This window comes from Novosphingobium kunmingense (assembly GCF_002813245.1).
GTDB lineage: Bacteria > Pseudomonadota > Alphaproteobacteria > Sphingomonadales > Sphingomonadaceae > Novosphingobium > Novosphingobium kunmingense.
In genome coordinates, this window is record NZ_PHUF01000002.1 from 651,033 (window position 1) to 670,116 (window position 19,084).

Here is a 19,084-nt window from a genome sequence, read left to right on the forward strand (position 1 = left end):
GATTGCGCATCGCTGCGCAGCCGAGAAACCGATCAGGCGTCGATCATTTCCGGATCGATTTCGCCGGCGCGGTTCTGGATGAACATGAAGCGCTGCGCGGGGTCGCGGCCCATCAGCTTGTCGACCAGGTCCTTGACCGCCGCACGCCCTTCGTATTCGAGGGGCAGGGTGATGCGCAGCAGGCTGCGCTTCTCGGGATCCATGGTGGTTTCGCGCAGCTGTTGCGGGTTCATTTCGCCAAGTCCCTTGAACCGGCCGACCTCGACCTTCTTGCCCTTGAACTGCGTCGCTTCGAGTTCGGCGCGGTGCGCGTCGTCGCGGGCATAGGCACTCTCCTTGCCGGCAGTCAGCCTGTAGAGCGGTGGCTGGGCAAGATAGAGGTGCCCGCGCCGAACGACCTCGGGCATTTCCTGGAAGAAGAAGGTCATCAGCAACGTGGCAATGTGCGCTCCGTCGACGTCGGCATCGGTCATGATGATGATGCGGTCGTAGCGCAGGTTGTCCGGATTGCAGTCCTTGCGGAACCCGCAGCCCAGCGCGAGGCCGAGGTCGGCAATCTCGCTGTTGGCGCGGATCTTGTCCGCCGTGGCGCTGGCAACGTTCAGAATCTTGCCGCGGATCGGCAGGATCGCCTGGCTCTTGCGGTCGCGCGCCTGCTTGGCGCTGCCACCGGCGCTGTCGCCTTCGACAATGAACAGTTCGGTTTCGGCATCGCTTTCGCCCGAGCAGTCGGTCAGTTTGCCAGGCAGGCGCAACTTGCGGGCGTTGGTGGCGGTCTTGCGCTTGACCTCGCGCTCGGCCTTTCGCCGCAGGCGATCGTCCATCCGCTCCATGACATGACCGAGCAGTGCCTTGCCCCGCTCCATGTTGTCGGCGAGGAAATGGTCAAAGTGGTCGCGCACCGCATTTTCGACCAGGCGAGCCGCCTCGGGGCTGGTCAGGCGATCCTTGGTCTGGCTCTGGAACTGGGGATCGCGGACGAAGACCGACAGCATCACCTCGCTCCCGGTGATCACGTCTTCGGGCGCGATGTCCTTGGCCTTCTTCTGGCCGATCAGGTCGGCGAAGGCGCGGATTCCCTTGGTCAGCGCCGCGCGCAGTCCTTGTTCGTGGGTTCCGCCATCGGGCGTCGGAATCGTGTTGCAATAATAGCTGTAGGCCCCGTCCGACCACAGCGGCCAGGCGATCGCCCATTCAACCCGACCCTGTTCCTCGCCCGGAAAATCCTGGCTGCCGGAAAAGAACTGGGTGGTCACGCATTCGCGCGAACCGATCTGCTCCCTGAGGTGATCGGCAAGGCCGCCTGGAAACTGGAAGACCGCTTCGGCCGGAACGTCGTCGCTGACCAAGGTCGGCGAGCACTTCCAGCGGATCTCGACCCCGGCGAAGAGATACGCCTTGGACCGGACCAGCTTGAACAGGCGCGCAGGCTTGAACTTCGCGTCCTCGCCGAAAATTTCGGTGTCGGGGACGAATGACACGCTGGTGCCGCGCCGGTTGGGCGTACCGCCGAGGTGCTGCAACCGGCCCAGCGTCTCGCCGCGCGAGAATTCCTGCGCGTAAAGCTGCTTGTCGCGCGCCACTTCGACGCGGGTCAGGGTGGAGAGCGCGTTGACCACGCTGATGCCGACGCCGTGCAGGCCGCCGCTGGTGGCATAGGCCTTGCCCGAGAATTTGCCGCCCGAGTGCAGGGTCGACAGGATCACCTCAAGCGCGGACTTGCCAGGATAGCGCGGATGCTCGTCCACCGGGATCCCGCGGCCGTTGTCGACGATTGTCAGCTTGCCCGGCGTTGCCGCCTGCTCCTCAAGCTTGACCTCTATGCGGTTGGCATGGCCGGCGACCGCCTCGTCCATCGCATTGTCGAGGACCTCGGCAGCGAGGTGGTGCAGCGCGCGTTCGTCGGTGCCGCCGATATACATGCCGGGACGGCGACGGACCGGCTCAAGCCCCTCGAGCACCTCGATGGCGCTGCCGTCATAGGAATCGCCGCTGCTGGCGGGCAGCTTGTCAAACAGGTCATCGGCCATAAGGGACAGTCTATAGAATGCCGCGATTCCGCCGCGCAAGGTGCGCGCGGCGGTTATCGTCAGTCGGCAAATTTCGCCGGAGCGGGGCTGACCACTGTGACCGATCCAGCCTTGGCCTCGCGCACTTCGAGCGCGCGATCGATCGCACCGTCAAGGCCGAAGCGGAACGGCCCGTCGAGGCCAAGGAAGCCGTCGCGCTCGGTCAGGCGGGCGACGGGGAAGGGCGTGCCCGGTCGCCAGTCGCGCGCGACCCGCACGGTGAGGAGGACGCTGTCGTAGCCCATCGTTGCCATGCGATAGGGCGCCGCGCCGAACCGCGCCTTGTAGCTGTCCGAGAACTGCCGGAAACGGTTGTCCGGCACGGCCGAGAACCACGATCCGCGCAGGGCCGCCGTTTTGGCAATGGCGCTTTCGCCGCTCCACAACTCGGTGCCGAGCAGGCGGGGCGTGGCTGCCCCGCGCTTGAGGTTGGGAGCGGCAAGGACGGCAAAGCGAGACCCATCGGCAATCATGATCGCGTCGAATGCGCCGCGCCCGCGCAGCCGCTGCGCCGCGCTGATCACCGAGGTGTTTGCCCGGTCGTAGGTCGAGGTAGCGACGACCGTTCCGCCGCTCGCTCGGACCGATGTGTTGAACGCGGCCGACGCACGACTGCCGTAGTCGCCGTTCGGCGCGAGCAGGCCAAACCGCAGCGCGCCGCGCCCGCGGGCCCATCGCACAGTACGGTCGATCGAATTCTCGGGCGTGGTACCCATCTGGAACACGTCGCGCGTCGCAACGCCCTGGTCGCTGCTGTAGGTGATCAGCGGCACCTTCGCGGCGCGCGCAACGCTTGCAACAGGAGCAACCTCGTCCGCCTGCAATGGTCCGAGGATCAGTTTGGCGCCTTCGCCTACCGCCTTGCGCGCCGCCGCCGACGCGCCGGTGGCCGTGTCGTAGGTGGTGATGCGGATGTTCCTGGCGTTGGTGTCGAGCAGGGCCATGGTGGTCGCGTTGGCGATCGACTGGCCGATCCCGGCGTTCGCACCCGACAACGGCACCAGAAGGGCGACGCGGTGGCGCGACTGGTCACCCGGCAGGTTGTCGGTCGGCGGAGCAGGGGTCTTGCCGGGTCCTCCCGGCACCATCTTGCACCCTGCCAGCAGCAGGGCCGTCGCGGCGACGATCACCCGCCGTTTGGTAATGCGACCTTCGATCATGCTTGTAGCTCTCCTCCGCGCGGTCCATTGGGCTGTGCCATGGACGCGCCGCTCTTACCCGGTCTCTACATTGTCGCCACGCCGATTGGCAATCTGGGGGACATGACGCTCAGGGGGGCCGAGATACTCCGTGGCGTGTCTGCGATAGCCTGTGAGGACACCCGGGTCACCGGCAAGCTTCTGCATCACCTCGGCATCAAGACGCGGATGATCCGCTATGACGATCACGCCAGCGACAGTCAGCGCGGCGGCATTCTCTCGCTGGCGGCCGAACAGCCGGTGGCGCTGGTCAGCGATGCCGGCACGCCGCTGATTTCCGATCCCGGCTTCAAGCTGGTGCGCGAAGCTCGCGCGCTCGGCATCGCGGTGACCAGCCTCCCTGGGCCGAGTGCCGCGATCGTCGCGCTGACCCTGTCGGGCCTGCCGACCGACCGGTTTCTCTTCGCCGGCTTCCTGCCGAGCAAGGCCAAGGCCCGCGCCGATGCGCTAGCCGGCGTGGCCGCCGTCCCGGCTACGCTGGTCTTCTACGAGACCGCCCCGCGCCTTGCCGACAGCCTTGCCGCCATCGCCGATGCGCTTCCCGGGCGCGAGGTTGCCGTGGCACGCGAGTTGACCAAGAAATTCGAGGAATGCCGCAGCGGCGCTCCCGCCGAGCTCATGGCCCACTATGCCGCGCAGCCGCCCAAGGGCGAGATCGTGCTGATGATCGCCCCGCCCGGTGAAGCGCCCGCAGATGCCATCGATCCCGACGAACTGCTGCGTGCAGCGCTCCGCACCAGCAAGGCCTCGCAAGCCGCAGCCGAGGTGGCGCGGGTGACCGGGCTCGACCGCAAGGCGCTTTACGCCCGCGCGCTGGAGCTCAAGTGAAGGACCGCGCTGCACGCGAACGCGACGGTCGTCGCGGCGAAAGCCTCGCGGCCTGGTATCTGCGGCTGAAGGGATGGCGAATCCTGGCGCGGCGGGTCAAGACGCCCCGCGGAGAGATCGACCTGATTGCGCGGCGCGGCAACACCATCAGCTTCGTCGAGGTCAAATGGCGCGCTACTGCGGCAGAAGCCGACCAGGCGATCGATCCCTGGCGCCTGCGCCGGGTGGTGGAGGCCGCCCACGCGGTCGGCCCGCGTTTCGCACGCAAGGGCGAAGACCTGCGCATCGACGTGCTGCTCCTTGCGCCCGGCCGCCTGCCGCGCCACATCGTCAACGCCTCGCTGGCCTGAACCGGAGTCTCACATCCCATGTCCTTGCGCGTCGCGGTCCAGATGGACCCGCTGGAAACGATCAATATCGCCGGCGATTCAAGCTTCGCCCTGATGCTCGCGGCCCAGGCGCGCGGCCACAGCGTCATGCACTACGATGTGCGGACGCTGGCCTACGAAAGCGGACGGCTGACCGCCTGGGCCACACCGGTCACCGTGCAGCGCGTGCTGGGCAGCCACTTCGATCGTGACGACCATCGTCGGATCGACCTGGTCAAGGATGTCGACGTTGTCCTGATGCGGCAGGATCCGCCCTTCGACCTGTCCTACATCACGGCGACCCATCTGCTTGAACGGCTCGAGGGCCAGACGCTGGTGGTCAACGATCCGGCCAGTGTCCGCAACGCGCCGGAAAAGGTTTTCGTACTCGACTTTGCGCAATTCATGCCGCCCACGCTGGTCGCCCGGCGGATCGAGGACGTACGCGATTTTCACGCCCGCCACCCCGGCGATCTCGTGATGAAGCCCTTGCACGGCAACGGCGGCAAGGCGGTGGTGCGGATTCCGGCCGACGGATCGAACCTGGGCGCGCTGATCGAACTGTTCGACAACGCCTGGGTCGAGCCGCACATGTTCCAGCCCTTCCTTCCGGACATCGCGCTCGGCGACAAGCGCATCGTCCTGGTCGATGGCGCGGTGGCCGGGGCGATCAACCGCCGACCGGGCGAGGGCGAATTCCGCTCGAACCTAGCTCAGGGCGGTTATGCCGAGGCAACCACGCTGACGGCGCGCGAGGACGAAATCTGCGCGGCGCTTGGTCCCGCACTCAGGGAACGCGGCCTCGTCTTTGTCGGTATCGACGTGATCGGCGGCCAATGGCTGACCGAGATCAACGTGACATCGCCCACCGGTATCGTCGCGATCGACCGCTTCAACGGCACCGACACGCCCGGCCTCATCTGGGAGGCGATCGAACGCCGCCACAAGGCGCTCGCGGCCTGACGCCCGGAACATAAGCAAGCGCGACAGGTTGCTGGCGGATGGATGTCTGGATAATTCGCTTGATCGAGCAAGGCGGCTACTGGGGCATCGCCGCGCTGATGTTCATCGAAAACGTTTTTCCGCCGATTCCCAGCGAGCTGATAATGGGTCTTGGCGGTGTGTTCGTAGCGCGCGGAACCATGGAGTTCTGGCCGCTTATGTTCGCCGGAACCGTCGGCTCCACGCTCGGCAACTATGTGTGGTTCCTGGCCGGTGACAAGCTTGGCTACCGCCGTTTGCAGCCTCTGGTCCGCCGACATGGCCGCTGGCTGACCATTTCCTGGAGCGATGTCGAGAAGGCGACAGCTTTCTTCCAGCGTCACGGCCAGTGGATCGTCTTCTTCCTGCGTTTCTCGCCGTTCCTGCGCACGCTTATCTCGTTGCCGGCCGGGCTGACCCACATGAAGCACTGGAAGTTCCTGGTCTTCACCTTCGCTGGCGCGGCGGTATGGAACGCACTGCTGATCGTCGGCGGGCACTGGCTGGCCGACTACATGGCAGCGATGGATCATCTGATTGGCCCAACCATCATGGCGATGATCCTGCTGGCTGTCGCCGCCTGGCTTTACCGCGTCATCCGGTGGCAGCCCGACGCCTGATCAGTCGCCTCGCGGGTGTGCGTGGCGGTAAACGTCCAGCAAGGTTGCGGCATCGACCTTGGTATAGATCTGCGTCGAACCCAAGCTGGCGTGGCCCAGAAGTTCCTGCAGCGATCGCAGGTCCGCTCCCGCGCCCAGAAGATGCGTCGCGAACGAATGGCGCAGCGCATGCGGCGTGGCGCTGGCAGGGAGGCTCAGCGCTGCGCGGGCCTTTGCCATGGCCTTCTGCACCATCCCTTGCGACAAGGGGCCTCCCTTTGCGCCGCGAAACAACGGCTCGCCCTTGACCAGAGCCCACGGGCACTTCGCCGCGTAGTCCGCCACGGCATCACGCACCAGCGGCAATATAGGCACGGCGCGCTGCTTGCTGCCCTTGCCGGTGACGACCAGCACGTCGCCCATGGGGAGGACCTCGCCGGTGAGGGACAGTGCCTCTGCAATCCGCATGCCTGCGCCATAGAGCAGCAACAGTACCGCACGGTCGCGCGCGCCGATCCATTCGGCAGACGCATCCTCCTCCACCGCGACGGCGAGGTTGACCGCTTCGTCGGGGGTCACGGGGCGGGGAATTCCCTTCTTGATGCGCGGTCCGCGCATCCGCGGCGCGGCGGCGTCGAGCAATCCGGCGCGGTCGCGGGCAAAGGCGACGAAACCCTTGAGCGCCGACAGTTCGCGCGCGGCCGAAGCGTTGGTCAATCCCTCGGCGCGGCGGCGGGCAAGCTGGGCGCGCAGGGCCGGGGCCTCCATGCGAGCCAAAGTCGTCCAGTCGGCCGCGCCCGTCGCGTCGAGCAGGCGCGCGGCCGTAGCGACATAGGCGCGCACCGTGTGCGGACTGCGACGCCGACCGAGCGCAAGGTGGTTATGCCAGGCTTCAAGCAGTTCGGCGCGGGTCATGCCGCCAGCAGCCCATCCGGCACCAGTTCGCCGAGAAGACCGTCGAGCAAAGGAATGCCTGCGTCGGTGACGCCGATCCGCTGATGATTGTGCCAGCACAGACCCTGGCCGGCGTAGAAATCGAGCTTGGCCCAATCGATCAGCGCTGACGCTGGCAGCCCGAACCGGGCGGCAAGCGCGGCGGGATCGATCCCTTCGGTCAGACGCAGTCCCATTAGCAGGGCCTCGCTCGCCTGCTCGGCAAGGCCAAGCGGGCGCGCTTCGGCAATGCCGTGGCCGTGAGCTGCGACCGCCTCAAGCCAGTTTTCGGGTTTCTTGTGCCGCACGGTGGCGACACCGCCGCTCCGGGCATGGGCTCCGGGCCCGACGCCGCCGGTATCCTGGTAGCGCCAATAGGCGAGGTTATGGCGGCTTTCCTCGCCCGGCCGAGCGTGGTTGCTCACTTCGTAGCGCGGCAGTCCGGCCGCTGCTGTCATCGCCTGGGTCAGGGCATACAGGTCGGCCGCGGCGTCATCGTCGAGGGGCTCGAACCGGTTCTGGCGAACCATGGTCGCAAAGCGGGTGCCGGGCTCGATCGTCAATTGGTACAGCGACAAATGCCCGGTGCCGAAGCCCAGCGCGCGGGCGAGTTCCGCTTCCCATTGCGCGATCGACTGGCCGGGGCGGGCATAGATCAGGTCGAAACTGACGCGGCCGAATTGGCGCTGCGCGATATCGAGCGCTTTGAGTCCCTCGTCGGCATCGTGGAGCCGGCCGAGAAAGCGCAGCGTTTCGTTGTCGAGCGCCTGCAGGCCGAGCGAGGCGCGGTTGATTCCGGCCGAGGCCAGCGCCCCGTAATTCGCCGCCTCGACCGAGGACGGGTTGCCTTCCAGCGTTATCTCGATGCCTGGCGCGAACCCCCACAGGTACTCGGCTTCCGTCAGCAAGCGCTCGACCAGCGACGGCGGCATCAGCGACGGAGTGCCGCCACCGAAGAACACGCTGGCGAGCGGCTCTCCACCGGCGGCTTCGGCTTCGTGGCGCATGTCGGAAAGGAGCGCCGCTTCCCACTGCGCGTGATCGACCCGGTCGCGCACATGGCTGTTGAAGTCGCAATAGGGGCACTTTGCGAGGCAGAACGGCCAGTGGATGTAGAGCGCGCGGGCCATGGCGGCGATCCTAGCTGCCGAATTGCTCCGCGACCAGCTTGGCAAAGGCATCGGCGCGGTGGCTGATGCGGTGCTTCTGCGCGGGTTCGATCTCGGCAAAGGTCTGCGTCGCACCCTGCGGCACGAACACCGGGTCATAGCCGAAGCCCAGCGTGCCGCGCGGCGGCCAGGTCAGAGTGCCGAGGGCCTTGCCTTCATAAACCGCTTGCTCGCCATCAGGCCAGGCGATCGCCAGCACGCAGGCGAAATGGCCCGACCGGTCAACGTCATCGCCCTGTTCGCACAGCAGGCCCTCGACCTTGCCCATGGCCATGTACCAGTCGCGGCCCGGCGCGCCTTCGAACCATTGCCGCTCGGCCCAGTCGGCGGTGTAGACGCCGGGCCGTCCGCCAAGGGCATCGACGCACAGACCCGAATCGTCGGCCAGCGCGGGCAGGCTCGAACCCTCTGCCGCGGCCCGGGCCTTTATCAGCGCGTTCTCGACAAATGTCTTGCCGGTCTCAGCCGGTTCGGGAAGGCCAAGCGACCCAGCCGAAATGCAGTTCAGGCCATAAGGCGCGAGCAGGGCCGAAATCTCCTTCAGCTTGCCCGCGTTGTGGGTGGCGATGACCAGCGTTTCGGAACCGAGCTTGCGGGTCATGCCGTTACCGCGTCGCCTTGCGCAGCGAAGATCCGCTCGCAGCCGATCCGGGCGAGGCGGAGCAGGCGGAGCAAGGCTTCCTCGTCATAGGTCGCGCCTTCGGCGGTCGCCTGGACCTCGGCAATCTGGCCGCCTTCGATCAGCACGAAATTGGCGTCGGCATCCGCGCTCGAATCCTCGTCGTAGTCGAGGTCGAGCACAGGTGTGCCGCCGGCGATGCCGCAGCTGACCGCCGCCACGCGGCGAGTCAGCGGGTCCTCGGCGATCAGGCCCTGGGCCATCAGCTTGTCGACGGCGATGCGCAGCGCCACCCAAGCGCCCGAGATCGCCGCGGTGCGGGTGCCGCCGTCGGCCTGGATCACATCGCAGTCGAGCGTGATCTGCCTTTCGCCAAGCTTCTTGAGATCGCAAACGGAGCGCAGGGACCGGCCGATCAGCCGCTGGATTTCCTGGGTGCGGCCGCTTTGCTTGCCCTTGGCCGCTTCGCGCTGGCCGCGTGTGTGGGTGGCGCGGGGAAGCATCGAATATTCCGCCGTCACCCAGCCTTCGCCCTTGCCACGCAGCCACGGCGGCAGGCGTTCCTCAACGCTGGCGGTGCAGATCACCTTGGTGTGGCCGAAGCTGACCAGCACCGACCCTTCGGCGTGCTTGGTGTAATGGGGTTCGAATCTGATAGCGCGCATCTCGTCGGGCGCGCGGCCGGAAGGTCGCATGGGGGTTCCTTTATGCCGTTTCGCGCCGCGTTAGGCGCATAGGGGTTGAGCCTGCAAGCCTGGTGGCTAAATTGACGGGATAATGGCCGGTCCCCCCATCACAGAACTGAGCACCCGGGCGCGCGATATCTTTCGCCTCGTGGTCGAAGGCTACCTCGATACCGGGCAAGCCGTCGGATCGAAGACGCTCGCCGGGGCAGGGGGATTGAACCTGTCGCCCGCTTCGATCCGTTCGGTCCTCCACGAACTCGAAGGGCTGGGCCTATTGGCCGCACCGCACACCAGCGCAGGACGCATGCCGACCGAGCAGGGCCTGCGCCTGTTCGTCGACGGGATGATGCAGGTGGCTCAGCCCAGCGTCGAGGAACGCGCCGCGATTGAACGTCACGTGACTCAGCCCGGCCCGATCGAGGCGGCTCTTGCGGCGGCGAGCGCGGTCCTGTCGGACCTTTCGGCCTGCGCCGGCGTTGTCATGGTGCCGCGCCGGGAACCGCGCCTGGCGCAATTGCAGCTCGTGCCGCTGTCCGCCACCCGGGCGCTGGCGGTGCTGGTCGGACTCGACGGTGGGGTCGAGAACCGCGTCATCGATCTGCCCGGCGGGGTGGCGCCAAGTGTACTGGAGCAGGCGTCGAACTACCTGACGGCGCAGTTGTCGGGCCGCACCCTCAGCGAAGCAGTGCAGGCGATCGGGGCCGAGATCGCGAGTGGCCGCACCGCGCTGGATTCGGCAAGCCGGGACCTCGTCGAACGCGGGCTGGCGGTGTGGAGCGAGGACGCCGCGCGCCGCCCGGTCCTGATCGTGCGCGGGCAAGCCAACCTGCTCGACGACGGGGCCTTGACCGACCTTGAACGCGTGCGGATGCTGCTCGACGATTTGGAAAGCAAGCAATCGGTTGCCGATCTGCTCGACGCCGCGCGCGAGGCGGAGGCGACGCGCATTTTCATCGGAGCGGAGAACCGCCTGTTCGCCCTGTCGGGGTCTTCTGTGATCGCCTCGCCCTACCGCGACGGCGAAGGCCGGGTGGTCGGCGTCGTGGGGGTTATCGGGCCGACTCGGTTGAATTATGCGCGCGTCGTCCCCATGGTGGACTTCACGGCCCAATCGCTGGGCAAATTGATCGGATAACGGGTTACAAAACGACATGAGCGACGACACCAAACCGCACGGCGATCCGGCGGTCGAAGCCGAATTGGCAGGGGTTCCCGACGAATTGCTGGACAAGGAAACCGACAAGCTGGGCGAAGCGCTCGACCGGCTTCGCGACGATCTCGAAGCGGCGCGGCAGGAAGTCCTCTACGCCAAGGCCGAAACGCAGAACGTGCGCCGACGCCTGGAAAAGGACATCGCCGACGCGCGCACCTATGCGGCGACCGGCTTTGCCCGCGACATCCTCTCGGTGTCGGACAACCTCACGCGCGCGCTGACCGCCGTGCCGCAGGATCTGCGCGAGGACGAGCGCATGAAAAGCTTCATCGCCGGGATCGAAGCCACCGCGCGGGAGATCGACAAGGTTTTCGGTCTTCACAGTATCAGCCGCATCGCCGCGGTTGGCCTGCCGCTCGATCCCAACCAGCACCAGGCCATGCTCGAAGTGCCCTCGGCCGACGCCGAACCCGGCACCGTGCTGCAGGAACTGCAGGCCGGCTACATGATCAAGGATCGCCTGCTGCGTCCTGCGATGGTTGCGGTGGCGAGGAAGCCGGATTGATCGGTTTTCGAAGGTTTCCAATCGTTTCCGTATGACGTTTCATGCGCTCGCTCAGCGATTTGATACGGGCGAGTGGGAGAATCCTTACGGGCGCGTCGGCTCAAGGAAAGTTTGCGAGCAACTCATAGGCAGTCTGGTCGCCTACCCCCGCAATCTTCGCCCCGTTCCGCAGCATGAAGGCGTGGCGCACGATCTCGGCCTGCTGTTCCAGCCCGTAACTTTCCAGCCTCGCGCCAGGGCGCAGCGCGTAGTCATAGCGGCAGAAAGGGTGGCGCATCAGCACGAGGTACCAGCGGCCGCGGGTCTGGGCCTGCCAGACGTGGGTCATCTCGTGAACGAAGTGGCCCTGGAGCGATAGCCCGGCTTCCGAAAAATCATCGCAATAGCTGTGCGATCCAGGGTGAAAGTGCATGTGCCCCATAGGGGCCATGGTCACGTGTCGCGGCTGGAAGGGGAACCAGCGCTTGCGTCGGATAGTCACGCGGGCGCAGTCGATCGCCGTGCCGAAGACCGAGCGCACCAGCGCGATCTCGCCCGCGGTCAGCGGGCGCGAGCCACCGACCGGACAAGCGTGCGCGGCGCTGCTCAGTGTTCCATCCCCGCGTGGTCCTCGCCCATGGCAGCATCGGAAACGCTCAACACCGCCATCGGCGCCGCCAGCGTGTCACCGGATGCGAAGGTGACCCTAACCGTTGTCTTGCCGCCGGATTTCAGCGCATCCGCTACGTCGAAGGCCATCACGTGCAACTCACCCGGATCGAACGACAGCGTCGATGCCGGCGGCACCTCGACCCGCTCGACCCTGGTCATGGTCGTGCCATCGGTGCGGTGGACTTCGGTGCGCCCGACGCCCTCGATGGAAATGGCCGCGATCACGCGGCGCCCGCCTTCGGGATTGGCAATGGTCAGGTAGGCCGCGCCCGGATTGCCTTTGACCGCCGGGAGAATCAACTCCGCCTCGCGCAATTCCATCCCTTTCGCCTCGGCGTCCCTCGCTTCGGTGGCCGCCGGAGCGGCTTCGGTATCAGCCGATTGCTTGCAACCCGCCAGCAGGACAAGCCCCAGCGTCATGGGTGCGGTGGCAGCGGCGAGGCGGAGGTAAAGCACGGCTTTGCGTTCCTTTGCGGGTCAATGCGGGACGGGGGACTCGCTAATAGCCCGCGGCACTTGTGCCAAGCAAAACCACTCTTATATCGGCGCCGATAAGGAGCTGCCCAAACGCTTTGCCGATCACGGGAAGCCAAGGATGCGGCGTCACTGCACTGACTCAAGGATGGGGTTTCATGGCTAAAGTAATCGGTATCGACCTCGGCACCACCAACAGCTGCGTTGCGGTCATGGACGGCGGCAAGCCGAAGGTGATCGAAAACGCCGAAGGCGCGCGCACTACGCCTTCGATCGTCGCCTTCACCAAGGATGGTGAGCGTCTGATCGGGCAGCCGGCCAAGCGCCAGGCCGTCACCAACGGCGACAACACGATTTTCGCGGTCAAGCGCCTCATCGGCCGCCGCTTCGACGATCCGGTGACCAAGAAGGACACCGAATTGGTCCCCTATACCATCGTCAAGGGCAAGAACGGCGATGCCTGGGTGCAGGCCGGCGGCGAAGACTATTCGCCCAGCCAGATCTCGGCCTTCATCCTTCAGAAGATGAAGGAAACGGCCGAATCGTACCTCGGCGAAACTGTCACCCAGGCGGTCATCACCGTGCCCGCCTACTTCAACGACGCGCAGCGCCAGGCGACCAAGGACGCCGGCCAGATCGCAGGCCTTGAAGTGCTGCGCATCATCAACGAACCGACCGCGGCCGCACTCGCTTACGGCCTCGAAAAGAACGACGGCAAGACCATTGCGGTCTACGACCTCGGCGGCGGCACCTTCGACGTCTCGATTCTCGAGATCGGCGACGGCGTGTTCGAGGTCAAGTCGACCAACGGCGACACGTTCCTTGGCGGCGAGGACTTCGATTCGAAGCTGGTCGAATGGCTGGCGGACAAGTTCAAGGCCAAGGAGAACATGGATCTCCGCACCGACAAGCTGGCCCTGCAGCGCCTGAAGGAAGCGGCCGAAAAGGCGAAGATCGAGCTGTCGAGCACGGCATCGACCGAAATCAACCTGCCCTTCATCACCGCCCGCATGGAAGGCGGCAGCACCACCCCGCTGCACCTCGTTGAAACCGTCACTCGTTCGGACCTTGAAAAGATGGTCGCCGACCTGATCGAGCGCACCAAGGAGCCGATGAAGAAGGCGCTGGCCGATGCCGGTCTCAAGGCGTCGGACATCGACGACGTGGTCCTGGTCGGCGGGATGACCCGCATGCCCAAGGTCCGCGAAGTGGTGAAGGACTTCTTCGGCAAGGAACCGCACACCGGCGTGAACCCGGACGAAGTCGTCGCCATGGGTGCGGCGATCCAGGCCGGCGTCCTGCAGGGCGACGTCAAGGACGTGCTGCTGCTCGACGTGACCCCGCTGTCGCTGGGCATCGAGACGCTGGGCGGCGTGTTCACCCGCATGATCGACCGCAACACCACGATCCCGACCAAGAAGAGCCAGGTGTTCTCGACCGCCGAGGACAACCAGCAGGCGGTCACGATCCGCGTGTTCCAGGGCGAGCGCGAAATGGCGACCGACAACAAGCTGCTCGGCCAGTTCGACCTGGTCGGCATCCCGGCGGCGCGCCGCGGCGTACCGCAGATCGAGGTCACTTTCGACATCGATGCCAACGGCATCGTGAACGTGTCTGCCAAGGACAAGGGCACGGGCAAGGAACAACAGATCAAGATCCAGGCCTCGGGCGGCCTTTCGGACGCGGACATCGACCAGATGGTCAAGGACGCCGAGAAGTTCGCCGAAGAGGACAAGAAGCGGCGTGAGGCGGCGGAAGCCAAGAACAACGCCGACAGCCTGGTCCACGCGACCGAGCAGCAGCTCGCCGAACATGGCGACAAGCTCGACGCCGATCTGAAGGCCGAAATCGAAGCCGCCATCGCCGAAGCCAAGACTGCGATCGAAAGCGGCAATGGCGAGGAAATGACCGCCAAGACCCAGGCGCTGACCGAAAAGGCCATGAAGATGGGCCAGGTGATCTACGAGAAGGAGCAGGCCGCTGCCGCTTCTCCGGGCGCCGAAACCCCGGCCGAAAGCGCCGAAGACGTTGTCGACGCCGAGTTTTCGGAAGTCGACGACAACAACAAGGGCTGAAGAAGCTGTGATCTCCCCCCGTCATCCCGGCCACGGCCCGGGTGACGGGATCGGGTCAGGGACGATATCATGGCGGTAGAAGCCGACTATTACGAACTTCTGGAATGCGAACGCACTGCCGACGATGCGACGATCAAATCGTCCTATCGGCGCCTTGCGATGCGCTGGCACCCCGATCGAAATCCTGGGGATGCCGAGGCGGAACACCGCTTCAAGACGATCAGCGAAGCCTACGAATGCCTCAAGGACCCGCAGAAGCGCGCGGCCTATGATCGCTTCGGCCACGATGCCTACAAACAGGGCATGAACGGCGGCGGAGGCGGCCCCGGCGGCATGGGCGGCGGAGCCGGCTTTTCCGACCTTGGCGACATCTTCGAGACGATCTTCGGCAGCGCCTTTGGTGGCGGTGGCGGCCGGCAGCAACAGCGCCGCGGCGCCGATCTGCGCTATGACCTCGAGATCAGCCTCGACGATGCATTCCATGGCAAGCAGGCCGAAATCGAAATCGAAGTCGCGGCCAAGTGCGAGCCGTGCGACGGCTCAGGCGCCGAACCCGGTACCGGTACGCGCCGCTGCAACCTGTGCGGCGGTCACGGCCAGGTTCGCGCGCAGCAGGGCTTCTTCATGGTCGAGCGGACCTGCCCGACCTGCCACGGCCGCGGCGAGGTCATCGAGAAGCCCTGCCGGTCTTGCCGCGGCGATGGCCGGGTCGACTCGCCGCAGAAGCTTGACGTAACGATTCCGCCGGGCGTCGATACCGGTACGCGGATCCGTCTGGCCGGACGCGGCGAGGCCGGGCCCTTTGGGGCGCCCTCGGGCGATCTCTACATCTTCATCCACATCCGCCGGCATTCGGTGTTCGAGCGCGACGGGACCAATATCGTCACGCGCGCGCCGATCGCTTTCACCACGGCGGCGCTGGGCGGCACGATCGCGATCCCCGGACTCGACGGCAAGACCATCGAGGTGGAAATTCCAGCAGGCATCCAGAACGGCAAGCAGCTGCGCAAGCGGGGTGAGGGCATGCCGGTCCTGCAAGGGCGCGGCAGAGGTGACCTGGTGATCGACATCATGGTTGAGACGCCGACCAAGCTCAGCGCGAAGCAGAAGGACCTGCTGCGCGAGCTTCAGGCGACCGAGACCGGCGACGAATGCCCGCAATCGAAAGGCTTCTTCAACCGCCTCAAAGAGGCGTGGGAAGACCTGACCGATTAGCTGGGTTTTCGCACGCCGCGCGATCTGTTACGCTCCTTCGCGCTAGCCAGCCCTCGGGTCGCACACTCCCGGGAGATGAATCACATGGCGCAGGCACTCGACGAAACGAGACTCAACGAATTCGTGGGCAAGATGCTGGGCGATCTGGGCGGCGCGATGAGCGTGCCGACCACCCGCATCGGCATCCGCCTCGGGCTGTTCGATATTCTCGGCAAGGGGCCGGCAACAGCCGCGCAGCTCGCCGCCGCGGCAGGTGGCCTGCACGAGCGCTACGTGCGCGAATGGTGCCTGGCCCAGGCGGCCAACGGCTATATCGACTACGATCCGGCGTCGGAAACATTCGCCATTTCGCCCGAGCAGGCCATGGTCTTCTGCCTAGAAGACAGTCCGGTGTTCCTGCGCGGCGCCTTCGAGATGATCGCCGCGATGCACGAGGTCGAGGCGCGGGTTGAGGAATGCTTCCGCAACGGCAGCGGGGTGCGCTGGGGCGATCACGCCGGATGCCTGTTCTGCGCGACCGGCGCCTTCTTCCGCCCGGGCTACGTCAACAACATCGTACCCAACTGGATTCCCGCCCTCGACGGCGTGGAAAGCGCCTTGCGCAAGGGGGCGAAGGTCGCGGACGTTGGCTGCGGAGTCGGCTTCTCCACCCTGTTGATGGCCGAAGCCTATCCCGCGTCGAGCTTCGTGGGATACGACTTCCACGAACCCTCGATCGAGGAAGCCCGCCGTCACGCAGCCGCGCACGGACTGGGCGACCGGGTCCGCTTCGAAGTCGCCAAGGCGAAGGAGATCGGAGAGGGGGGCTTCGACCTCATCACGATGTACGACTGCCTGCACGACATGGGCGATCCCGCCGGCTGCGCGGCCCACATGCACAAGATCCTGGCTCCGGGCGGAACCTGGATGGTCGTCGAGCCCAATGCCGGCAACAGCCCGGCGGACAACATGAACCCGGTCGGCCGCCTGTTCTACAACGCATCGACGATGATCTGCGTGCCGACCTCGCTCGACCAGGAAGTCGGAGCGGCCCTGGGTGCGCAGGCCGGCGAAGCCCGGCTGTCCGAAGTGATCCGCAGCGGCGGCTTCGACCGGGTTCGCCGGGCCACAGACGGGCCGTTCAACATGGTTCTCGAAGCGCGCTAGGCTCCGGCTGCGGCCACCCTGCGGCGCTCGTCGACCTCTCGTTGCAGGCCGGTGACCAGCCCCGGATCGGCATTCAGCCGTCCGGATTCCTCGGCCAGAACGGCGGCAAACCCGTCGAACTTGTAGGTGGAGATCTCGGCAGCCGGCAATTCCATCCCGGCAGGCAGCGCCGAGACGACCAGATCGATCAGCCGCTCGACCCCGTGCAGCCGCCCCCACAAGTAATCGTTCTCGCGGTAGGCACGGCTGAAGAACGCGCCAAAGTTGTAGAATTCCGATCCTCGAAGGGTCGCGCGCGCGCCGCCGACGCGGATCGCGCTGCAATCGTCGGGCGAGATGCGATCGACCTTGGCGCCGTCGAACTCGCTCATCCCTTCGCCGCGCAAAAGCGGCAGGGTAACAGTATCGTAGAACGGAAAGCCCAGATAGGTCAGCAGGATTCGCCGCCGCAATTCACGCGGCAGATCGGCCATGCCAGCCACCAGCATGGCATCGACGACAAGGTCGGTCGCGGGAAGCTGGCGCCGGTCGGCGATAGTCTGCAGGACAAGCGCCGGGTTGGTCAGCGCGTGCTGCGCCACGTCCGGGAAATCGGCACCCAAGGTCTGACTGTTTTCGCGGTCGAAGTAGAGCGATAGCGCGCGGTAGACCACGTCGCGCGCGGCCTGCCGCGCTTCGGGCGCGGCCAGATCGATGTCGTCCCAGTCCTCGGAAAGGCGGCGCGCAAGAAGGCGCAGGCGGCGAATCCGAAAGCCGAGATCGTGGTTGCGAAAGAATGCGATCGAGGCCTCGCTCGCGCCTCCACGCGGGCCGCCGATATGGTCAAGGCCGCTGACTGCGAGGTGCAGGTTGAGCGCGCTCACCACATCTGCCGCCCATCCGCGGTCCCGCTCGGGCGTTGCCTTGGCCACCGCATCGGCGATGGCGAGAACGATGCTGGTCAGCTTGACCTGGCCATAGGCCTGGAACGCAAATCCGGCCTGTTCTGCCGCAGCCTGCTGGGCCTTGGCACGCCAGGCGGTCAGGCGCCCGACGGTCGGGCGGTCGAAGAACAGGGTGCGGCCGAACAGGCGCTCAACCGTCTGCTCGACCTCGGGCCGCAAAGCGTCGACGATCTGCTTGAGCCGCACGCGTTCGCGCGATTGCCGCTCGATCGCTTCGAGGTTGTCGCGAACCGGTTGCTCGCGCGGGATCGAGGACAAGGAACCGAAGATCACCGAAAAGAACCCCGGCGGGCGCGGATCGCCTCGATCGATGCCGCCGACCTGGTCGGGCTGTGGATCGATATAAACGAAGCGTCGGTCGACCTCGCGCTGCGCCGGGCGCTGCGGGATCGCGGCGATCGCCTCGGCGAAGGGCGCGTTGACCAGCACCGAGCCGTCGATCAGCGACACGCCGTCTTCGTCGCCGCGGTGGCTGTGCTCGGGCATGGTTCGTTCGACAAAGGCGGTGCGGCTGGGCCAGCCGTGGGCCTCGTCACCGGCGAGTACATCGATCTCGGCCAGCTGAAGCGCCGGAAAGGCGCCCGGAAAGCTGGCAGTCGCACGCGCGGCGAAGACCAGTTCGAGCGGTGCGGCCAGCGACTGTCCGCCGATGCTGGGCGTTGCGGCGCGAAATCCGATCGACAGGCGGTGTTCGTATTCCTCCACTTCGACCGGGCTGTTGAGCCGCAGCCGCTCGCGATGGCCCTTGAAGTCGGTCGCGGTAACGAACAAGTCGATCGGATGACCGGGCGGAAGCAGAGGCGTTTCCGCCTCGCCGCGGGACATGGCAGCCAGCGCCTCGCGAAGCAGGCGCGAAAAGCCAAGGCCGGAGAAGGGCGGCTCAAACCACCGCGAACGGATCAACCGTGACAGCTTGGCGCGGACTTCGGAGCGGGTTTCCGGCGCGACGCTGTCGCTGACCACGTTGCCGGGACGCTTGAGCATCCAATAGACCAGGGGCATCGCCCAGAACTTGCTGATCCGCGACCACGGCCGGGCATCGGGATCAAGCAGCACGTCCACATCGGCGCGTTCGAGCCACAGGTCGGTCAGCGGCTCGAGGCTGTGGCCCGAATGAATCGCCTGGGCAAGGAACACCGCGTTGATCCCGCCAGCACTGGCTCCGGTCAGGATGTCGGGCAGAACGCGCAAACGAAGGCCGTGAAGCGCCTCGATCCGCTCGAGCAGCCGCAGATAGACCGCCTCGGTTCCGCCGCTGACCGGGCTGCCGCCATGGTAGGCGCGGCTGGCCCGGGCGAGCTTCCACAGCTCCTTGGTGACCCCGTGCATGTAGACCGCAAGGCTGACCCCGCCATAGCAGACCAGCGCAATGCGAAGCTCCTTCTGCCTCATAGCGCCCTCTTTCCACGG

At 66.1% G+C, this 19,084-nt stretch carries 18 protein-coding genes; 9 read left to right on the forward strand and 9 right to left on the reverse strand.

Features of this window, described 5'->3' with window-relative positions; genetic code table 11:
- Positions 1-32: 32 nt before the first annotated feature.
- The gene (gene parE / locus B0I00_RS03185; protein ID WP_100865877.1) at positions 33-2,030 is read right to left on the reverse strand and encodes a DNA topoisomerase IV subunit B; all 1,998 of its coding nucleotides are present in this window, start codon (positions 2,028-2,030) and stop codon (positions 33-35) included.
- Positions 2,031-2,089: 59 nt separating this feature from the next.
- The gene (locus B0I00_RS03190) at positions 2,090-3,229 is read right to left on the reverse strand and encodes a penicillin-binding protein activator (protein ID WP_100865878.1); all 1,140 of its coding nucleotides are present in this window, start codon (positions 3,227-3,229) and stop codon (positions 2,090-2,092) included.
- A 39-nt stretch (positions 3,230-3,268) separates the two neighbouring features.
- Between B0I00_RS03190 and rsmI the strand changes: the two genes are divergently transcribed.
- The 4 genes from rsmI to B0I00_RS03210 are packed head-to-tail and all read left to right on the forward strand — an operon-like array spanning position 3,269 to position 6,065.
- A complete protein-coding gene (rsmI, locus tag B0I00_RS03195) occupies positions 3,269-4,096 on the forward strand; it encodes a 16S rRNA (cytidine(1402)-2'-O)-methyltransferase (protein ID WP_100865879.1) in 828 nt (275 codons plus the stop codon).
- On the forward strand, positions 4,093-4,446 hold the full coding sequence (locus B0I00_RS03200; RefSeq protein WP_100865880.1) for a YraN family protein: 354 nt from the start codon (positions 4,093-4,095) through the stop codon (positions 4,444-4,446). Before rsmI ends, B0I00_RS03200 begins: the two co-directional genes overlap by 4 nt.
- 18 nt (positions 4,447-4,464) lie before the next feature.
- On the forward strand, positions 4,465-5,427 hold the full coding sequence (gene gshB, locus B0I00_RS03205; protein WP_100865881.1) for a glutathione synthase: 963 nt from the start codon (positions 4,465-4,467) through the stop codon (positions 5,425-5,427).
- Positions 5,428-5,465: 38 nt separating this feature from the next.
- Positions 5,466-6,065 carry a DedA family protein gene (locus B0I00_RS03210; protein WP_100865882.1) on the forward strand — a complete coding sequence of 200 codons (600 nt, stop codon included), beginning with the start codon at positions 5,466-5,468 and terminating at the stop codon, positions 6,063-6,065.
- Here B0I00_RS03210 and B0I00_RS03215 read toward each other — a convergent pair whose 3' ends face one another.
- Genes B0I00_RS03215 through rph form a run of 4 tightly spaced genes read right to left on the reverse strand, consistent with a single transcriptional unit; the run spans position 6,066 to position 9,460 of the window.
- Complete coding sequence (locus B0I00_RS03215) at positions 6,066-6,959, reverse strand: tyrosine recombinase XerC (protein ID WP_100865883.1); 894 nt, start codon at positions 6,957-6,959, stop codon at positions 6,066-6,068.
- Positions 6,956-8,107 carry a radical SAM family heme chaperone HemW gene (gene hemW / locus B0I00_RS03220; RefSeq protein WP_100865884.1) on the reverse strand — a complete coding sequence of 384 codons (1,152 nt, stop codon included), beginning with the start codon at positions 8,105-8,107 and terminating at the stop codon, positions 6,956-6,958. Before hemW ends, B0I00_RS03215 begins: the two co-directional genes overlap by 4 nt.
- Positions 8,108-8,117: 10 nt before the next feature.
- Positions 8,118-8,747, reverse strand: coding sequence for an RdgB/HAM1 family non-canonical purine NTP pyrophosphatase (gene rdgB, locus B0I00_RS03225; protein ID WP_100865885.1), 630 nt, complete (start codon positions 8,745-8,747; stop codon positions 8,118-8,120).
- Positions 8,744-9,460 (reverse strand): ribonuclease PH, encoded by a 717-nt coding sequence (rph, locus tag B0I00_RS03230; protein ID WP_100865886.1) that lies wholly within the window; start codon positions 9,458-9,460, stop codon positions 8,744-8,746. The genes rdgB and rph overlap by 4 nt, the downstream gene beginning before the upstream one ends.
- 82 nt (positions 9,461-9,542) lie before the next feature.
- Between rph and hrcA the strand changes: the two genes are divergently transcribed.
- Together hrcA and grpE are read left to right on the forward strand one after the other, a co-directional pair.
- On the forward strand, positions 9,543-10,586 hold the full coding sequence (gene hrcA, locus B0I00_RS03235; protein ID WP_100865887.1) for a heat-inducible transcriptional repressor HrcA: 1,044 nt from the start codon (positions 9,543-9,545) through the stop codon (positions 10,584-10,586).
- A gap of 16 nt (positions 10,587-10,602) precedes the next feature.
- Positions 10,603-11,169, forward strand: a complete 567-nt coding sequence (grpE, locus tag B0I00_RS03240; protein WP_100865888.1) for a nucleotide exchange factor GrpE — start codon at positions 10,603-10,605, stop codon at positions 11,167-11,169.
- A gap of 100 nt (positions 11,170-11,269) precedes the next feature.
- On the opposite strand, the gene B0I00_RS03245 is transcribed toward grpE, so the two are convergent.
- Together B0I00_RS03245 and B0I00_RS03250 are read right to left on the reverse strand one after the other, a co-directional pair.
- Entirely contained in the window at positions 11,270-11,689 is a 420-nt protein-coding gene (locus B0I00_RS03245) for a vgr related protein (RefSeq protein WP_232730094.1), read from the reverse strand.
- A gap of 65 nt (positions 11,690-11,754) precedes the next feature.
- Entirely contained in the window at positions 11,755-12,276 is a 522-nt protein-coding gene (locus tag B0I00_RS03250) for a copper chaperone PCu(A)C (RefSeq protein WP_100865890.1), read from the reverse strand.
- Positions 12,277-12,452: 176 nt separating this feature from the next.
- Here B0I00_RS03250 and dnaK point away from each other — a divergent pair, with 176 nt between their 5' ends.
- The 3 genes from dnaK (at position 12,453) to B0I00_RS03265 (ending at position 16,730) form a co-directional block, all read left to right on the forward strand.
- Entirely contained in the window at positions 12,453-14,369 is a 1,917-nt protein-coding gene (gene dnaK / locus B0I00_RS03255; RefSeq protein WP_100865891.1) for a molecular chaperone DnaK, read from the forward strand.
- A gap of 69 nt (positions 14,370-14,438) precedes the next feature.
- Positions 14,439-15,584 (forward strand): molecular chaperone DnaJ, encoded by a 1,146-nt coding sequence (gene dnaJ / locus B0I00_RS03260; RefSeq protein WP_100865892.1) that lies wholly within the window; start codon positions 14,439-14,441, stop codon positions 15,582-15,584.
- Between the two features lie 84 nt (positions 15,585-15,668).
- The gene (locus tag B0I00_RS03265) at positions 15,669-16,730 is read left to right on the forward strand and encodes a class I SAM-dependent methyltransferase (protein WP_100866471.1); all 1,062 of its coding nucleotides are present in this window, start codon (positions 15,669-15,671) and stop codon (positions 16,728-16,730) included.
- On the opposite strand, the gene B0I00_RS03270 is transcribed toward B0I00_RS03265, so the two are convergent.
- Entirely contained in the window at positions 16,727-19,066 is a 2,340-nt protein-coding gene (locus B0I00_RS03270) for a patatin-like protein (RefSeq protein WP_100865893.1), read from the reverse strand. The genes B0I00_RS03265 and B0I00_RS03270 overlap by 4 nt on opposite strands.
- Positions 19,067-19,084 lie beyond the last annotated feature (18 nt).

Excerpts from the sequence above, each read along its gene's own strand:
- grpE (WP_100865888.1), top strand. The coding sequence starts at position 10,603 with ATGAGCGACGACACCAAACCGCACGGCGATCCGGCGGTCGAAGCCGAA.
- rph (WP_100865886.1), bottom strand. The coding sequence starts at position 9,460 with ATGCGACCTTCCGGCCGCGCGCCCGACGAGATGCGCGCTATCAGATTC.
- B0I00_RS03270 (WP_100865893.1), bottom strand. The coding sequence starts at position 19,066 with ATGAGGCAGAAGGAGCTTCGCATTGCGCTGGTCTGCTATGGCGGGGTC.
- B0I00_RS03215 (WP_100865883.1), bottom strand. The coding sequence starts at position 6,959 with ATGACCCGCGCCGAACTGCTTGAAGCCTGGCATAACCACCTTGCGCTC.
- B0I00_RS03210 (WP_100865882.1), top strand. The coding sequence starts at position 5,466 with ATGGATGTCTGGATAATTCGCTTGATCGAGCAAGGCGGCTACTGGGGC.
- rdgB (WP_100865885.1), bottom strand. The coding sequence starts at position 8,747 with ATGACCCGCAAGCTCGGTTCCGAAACGCTGGTCATCGCCACCCACAAC.
- hemW (WP_100865884.1), bottom strand. The coding sequence starts at position 8,107 with ATGGCCCGCGCGCTCTACATCCACTGGCCGTTCTGCCTCGCAAAGTGC.
- gshB (WP_100865881.1), top strand. The coding sequence starts at position 4,465 with ATGTCCTTGCGCGTCGCGGTCCAGATGGACCCGCTGGAAACGATCAAT.
- rsmI (WP_100865879.1), top strand. The coding sequence starts at position 3,269 with ATGGACGCGCCGCTCTTACCCGGTCTCTACATTGTCGCCACGCCGATT.
- hrcA (WP_100865887.1), top strand. The coding sequence starts at position 9,543 with ATGGCCGGTCCCCCCATCACAGAACTGAGCACCCGGGCGCGCGATATC.
- parE (WP_100865877.1), bottom strand. The coding sequence starts at position 2,030 with ATGGCCGATGACCTGTTTGACAAGCTGCCCGCCAGCAGCGGCGATTCC.
- dnaK (WP_100865891.1), top strand. The coding sequence starts at position 12,453 with ATGGCTAAAGTAATCGGTATCGACCTCGGCACCACCAACAGCTGCGTT.
- B0I00_RS03190 (WP_100865878.1), bottom strand. The coding sequence starts at position 3,229 with ATGATCGAAGGTCGCATTACCAAACGGCGGGTGATCGTCGCCGCGACG.
- dnaJ (WP_100865892.1), top strand. The coding sequence starts at position 14,439 with ATGGCGGTAGAAGCCGACTATTACGAACTTCTGGAATGCGAACGCACT.
- B0I00_RS03265 (WP_100866471.1), top strand. The coding sequence starts at position 15,669 with ATGGCGCAGGCACTCGACGAAACGAGACTCAACGAATTCGTGGGCAAG.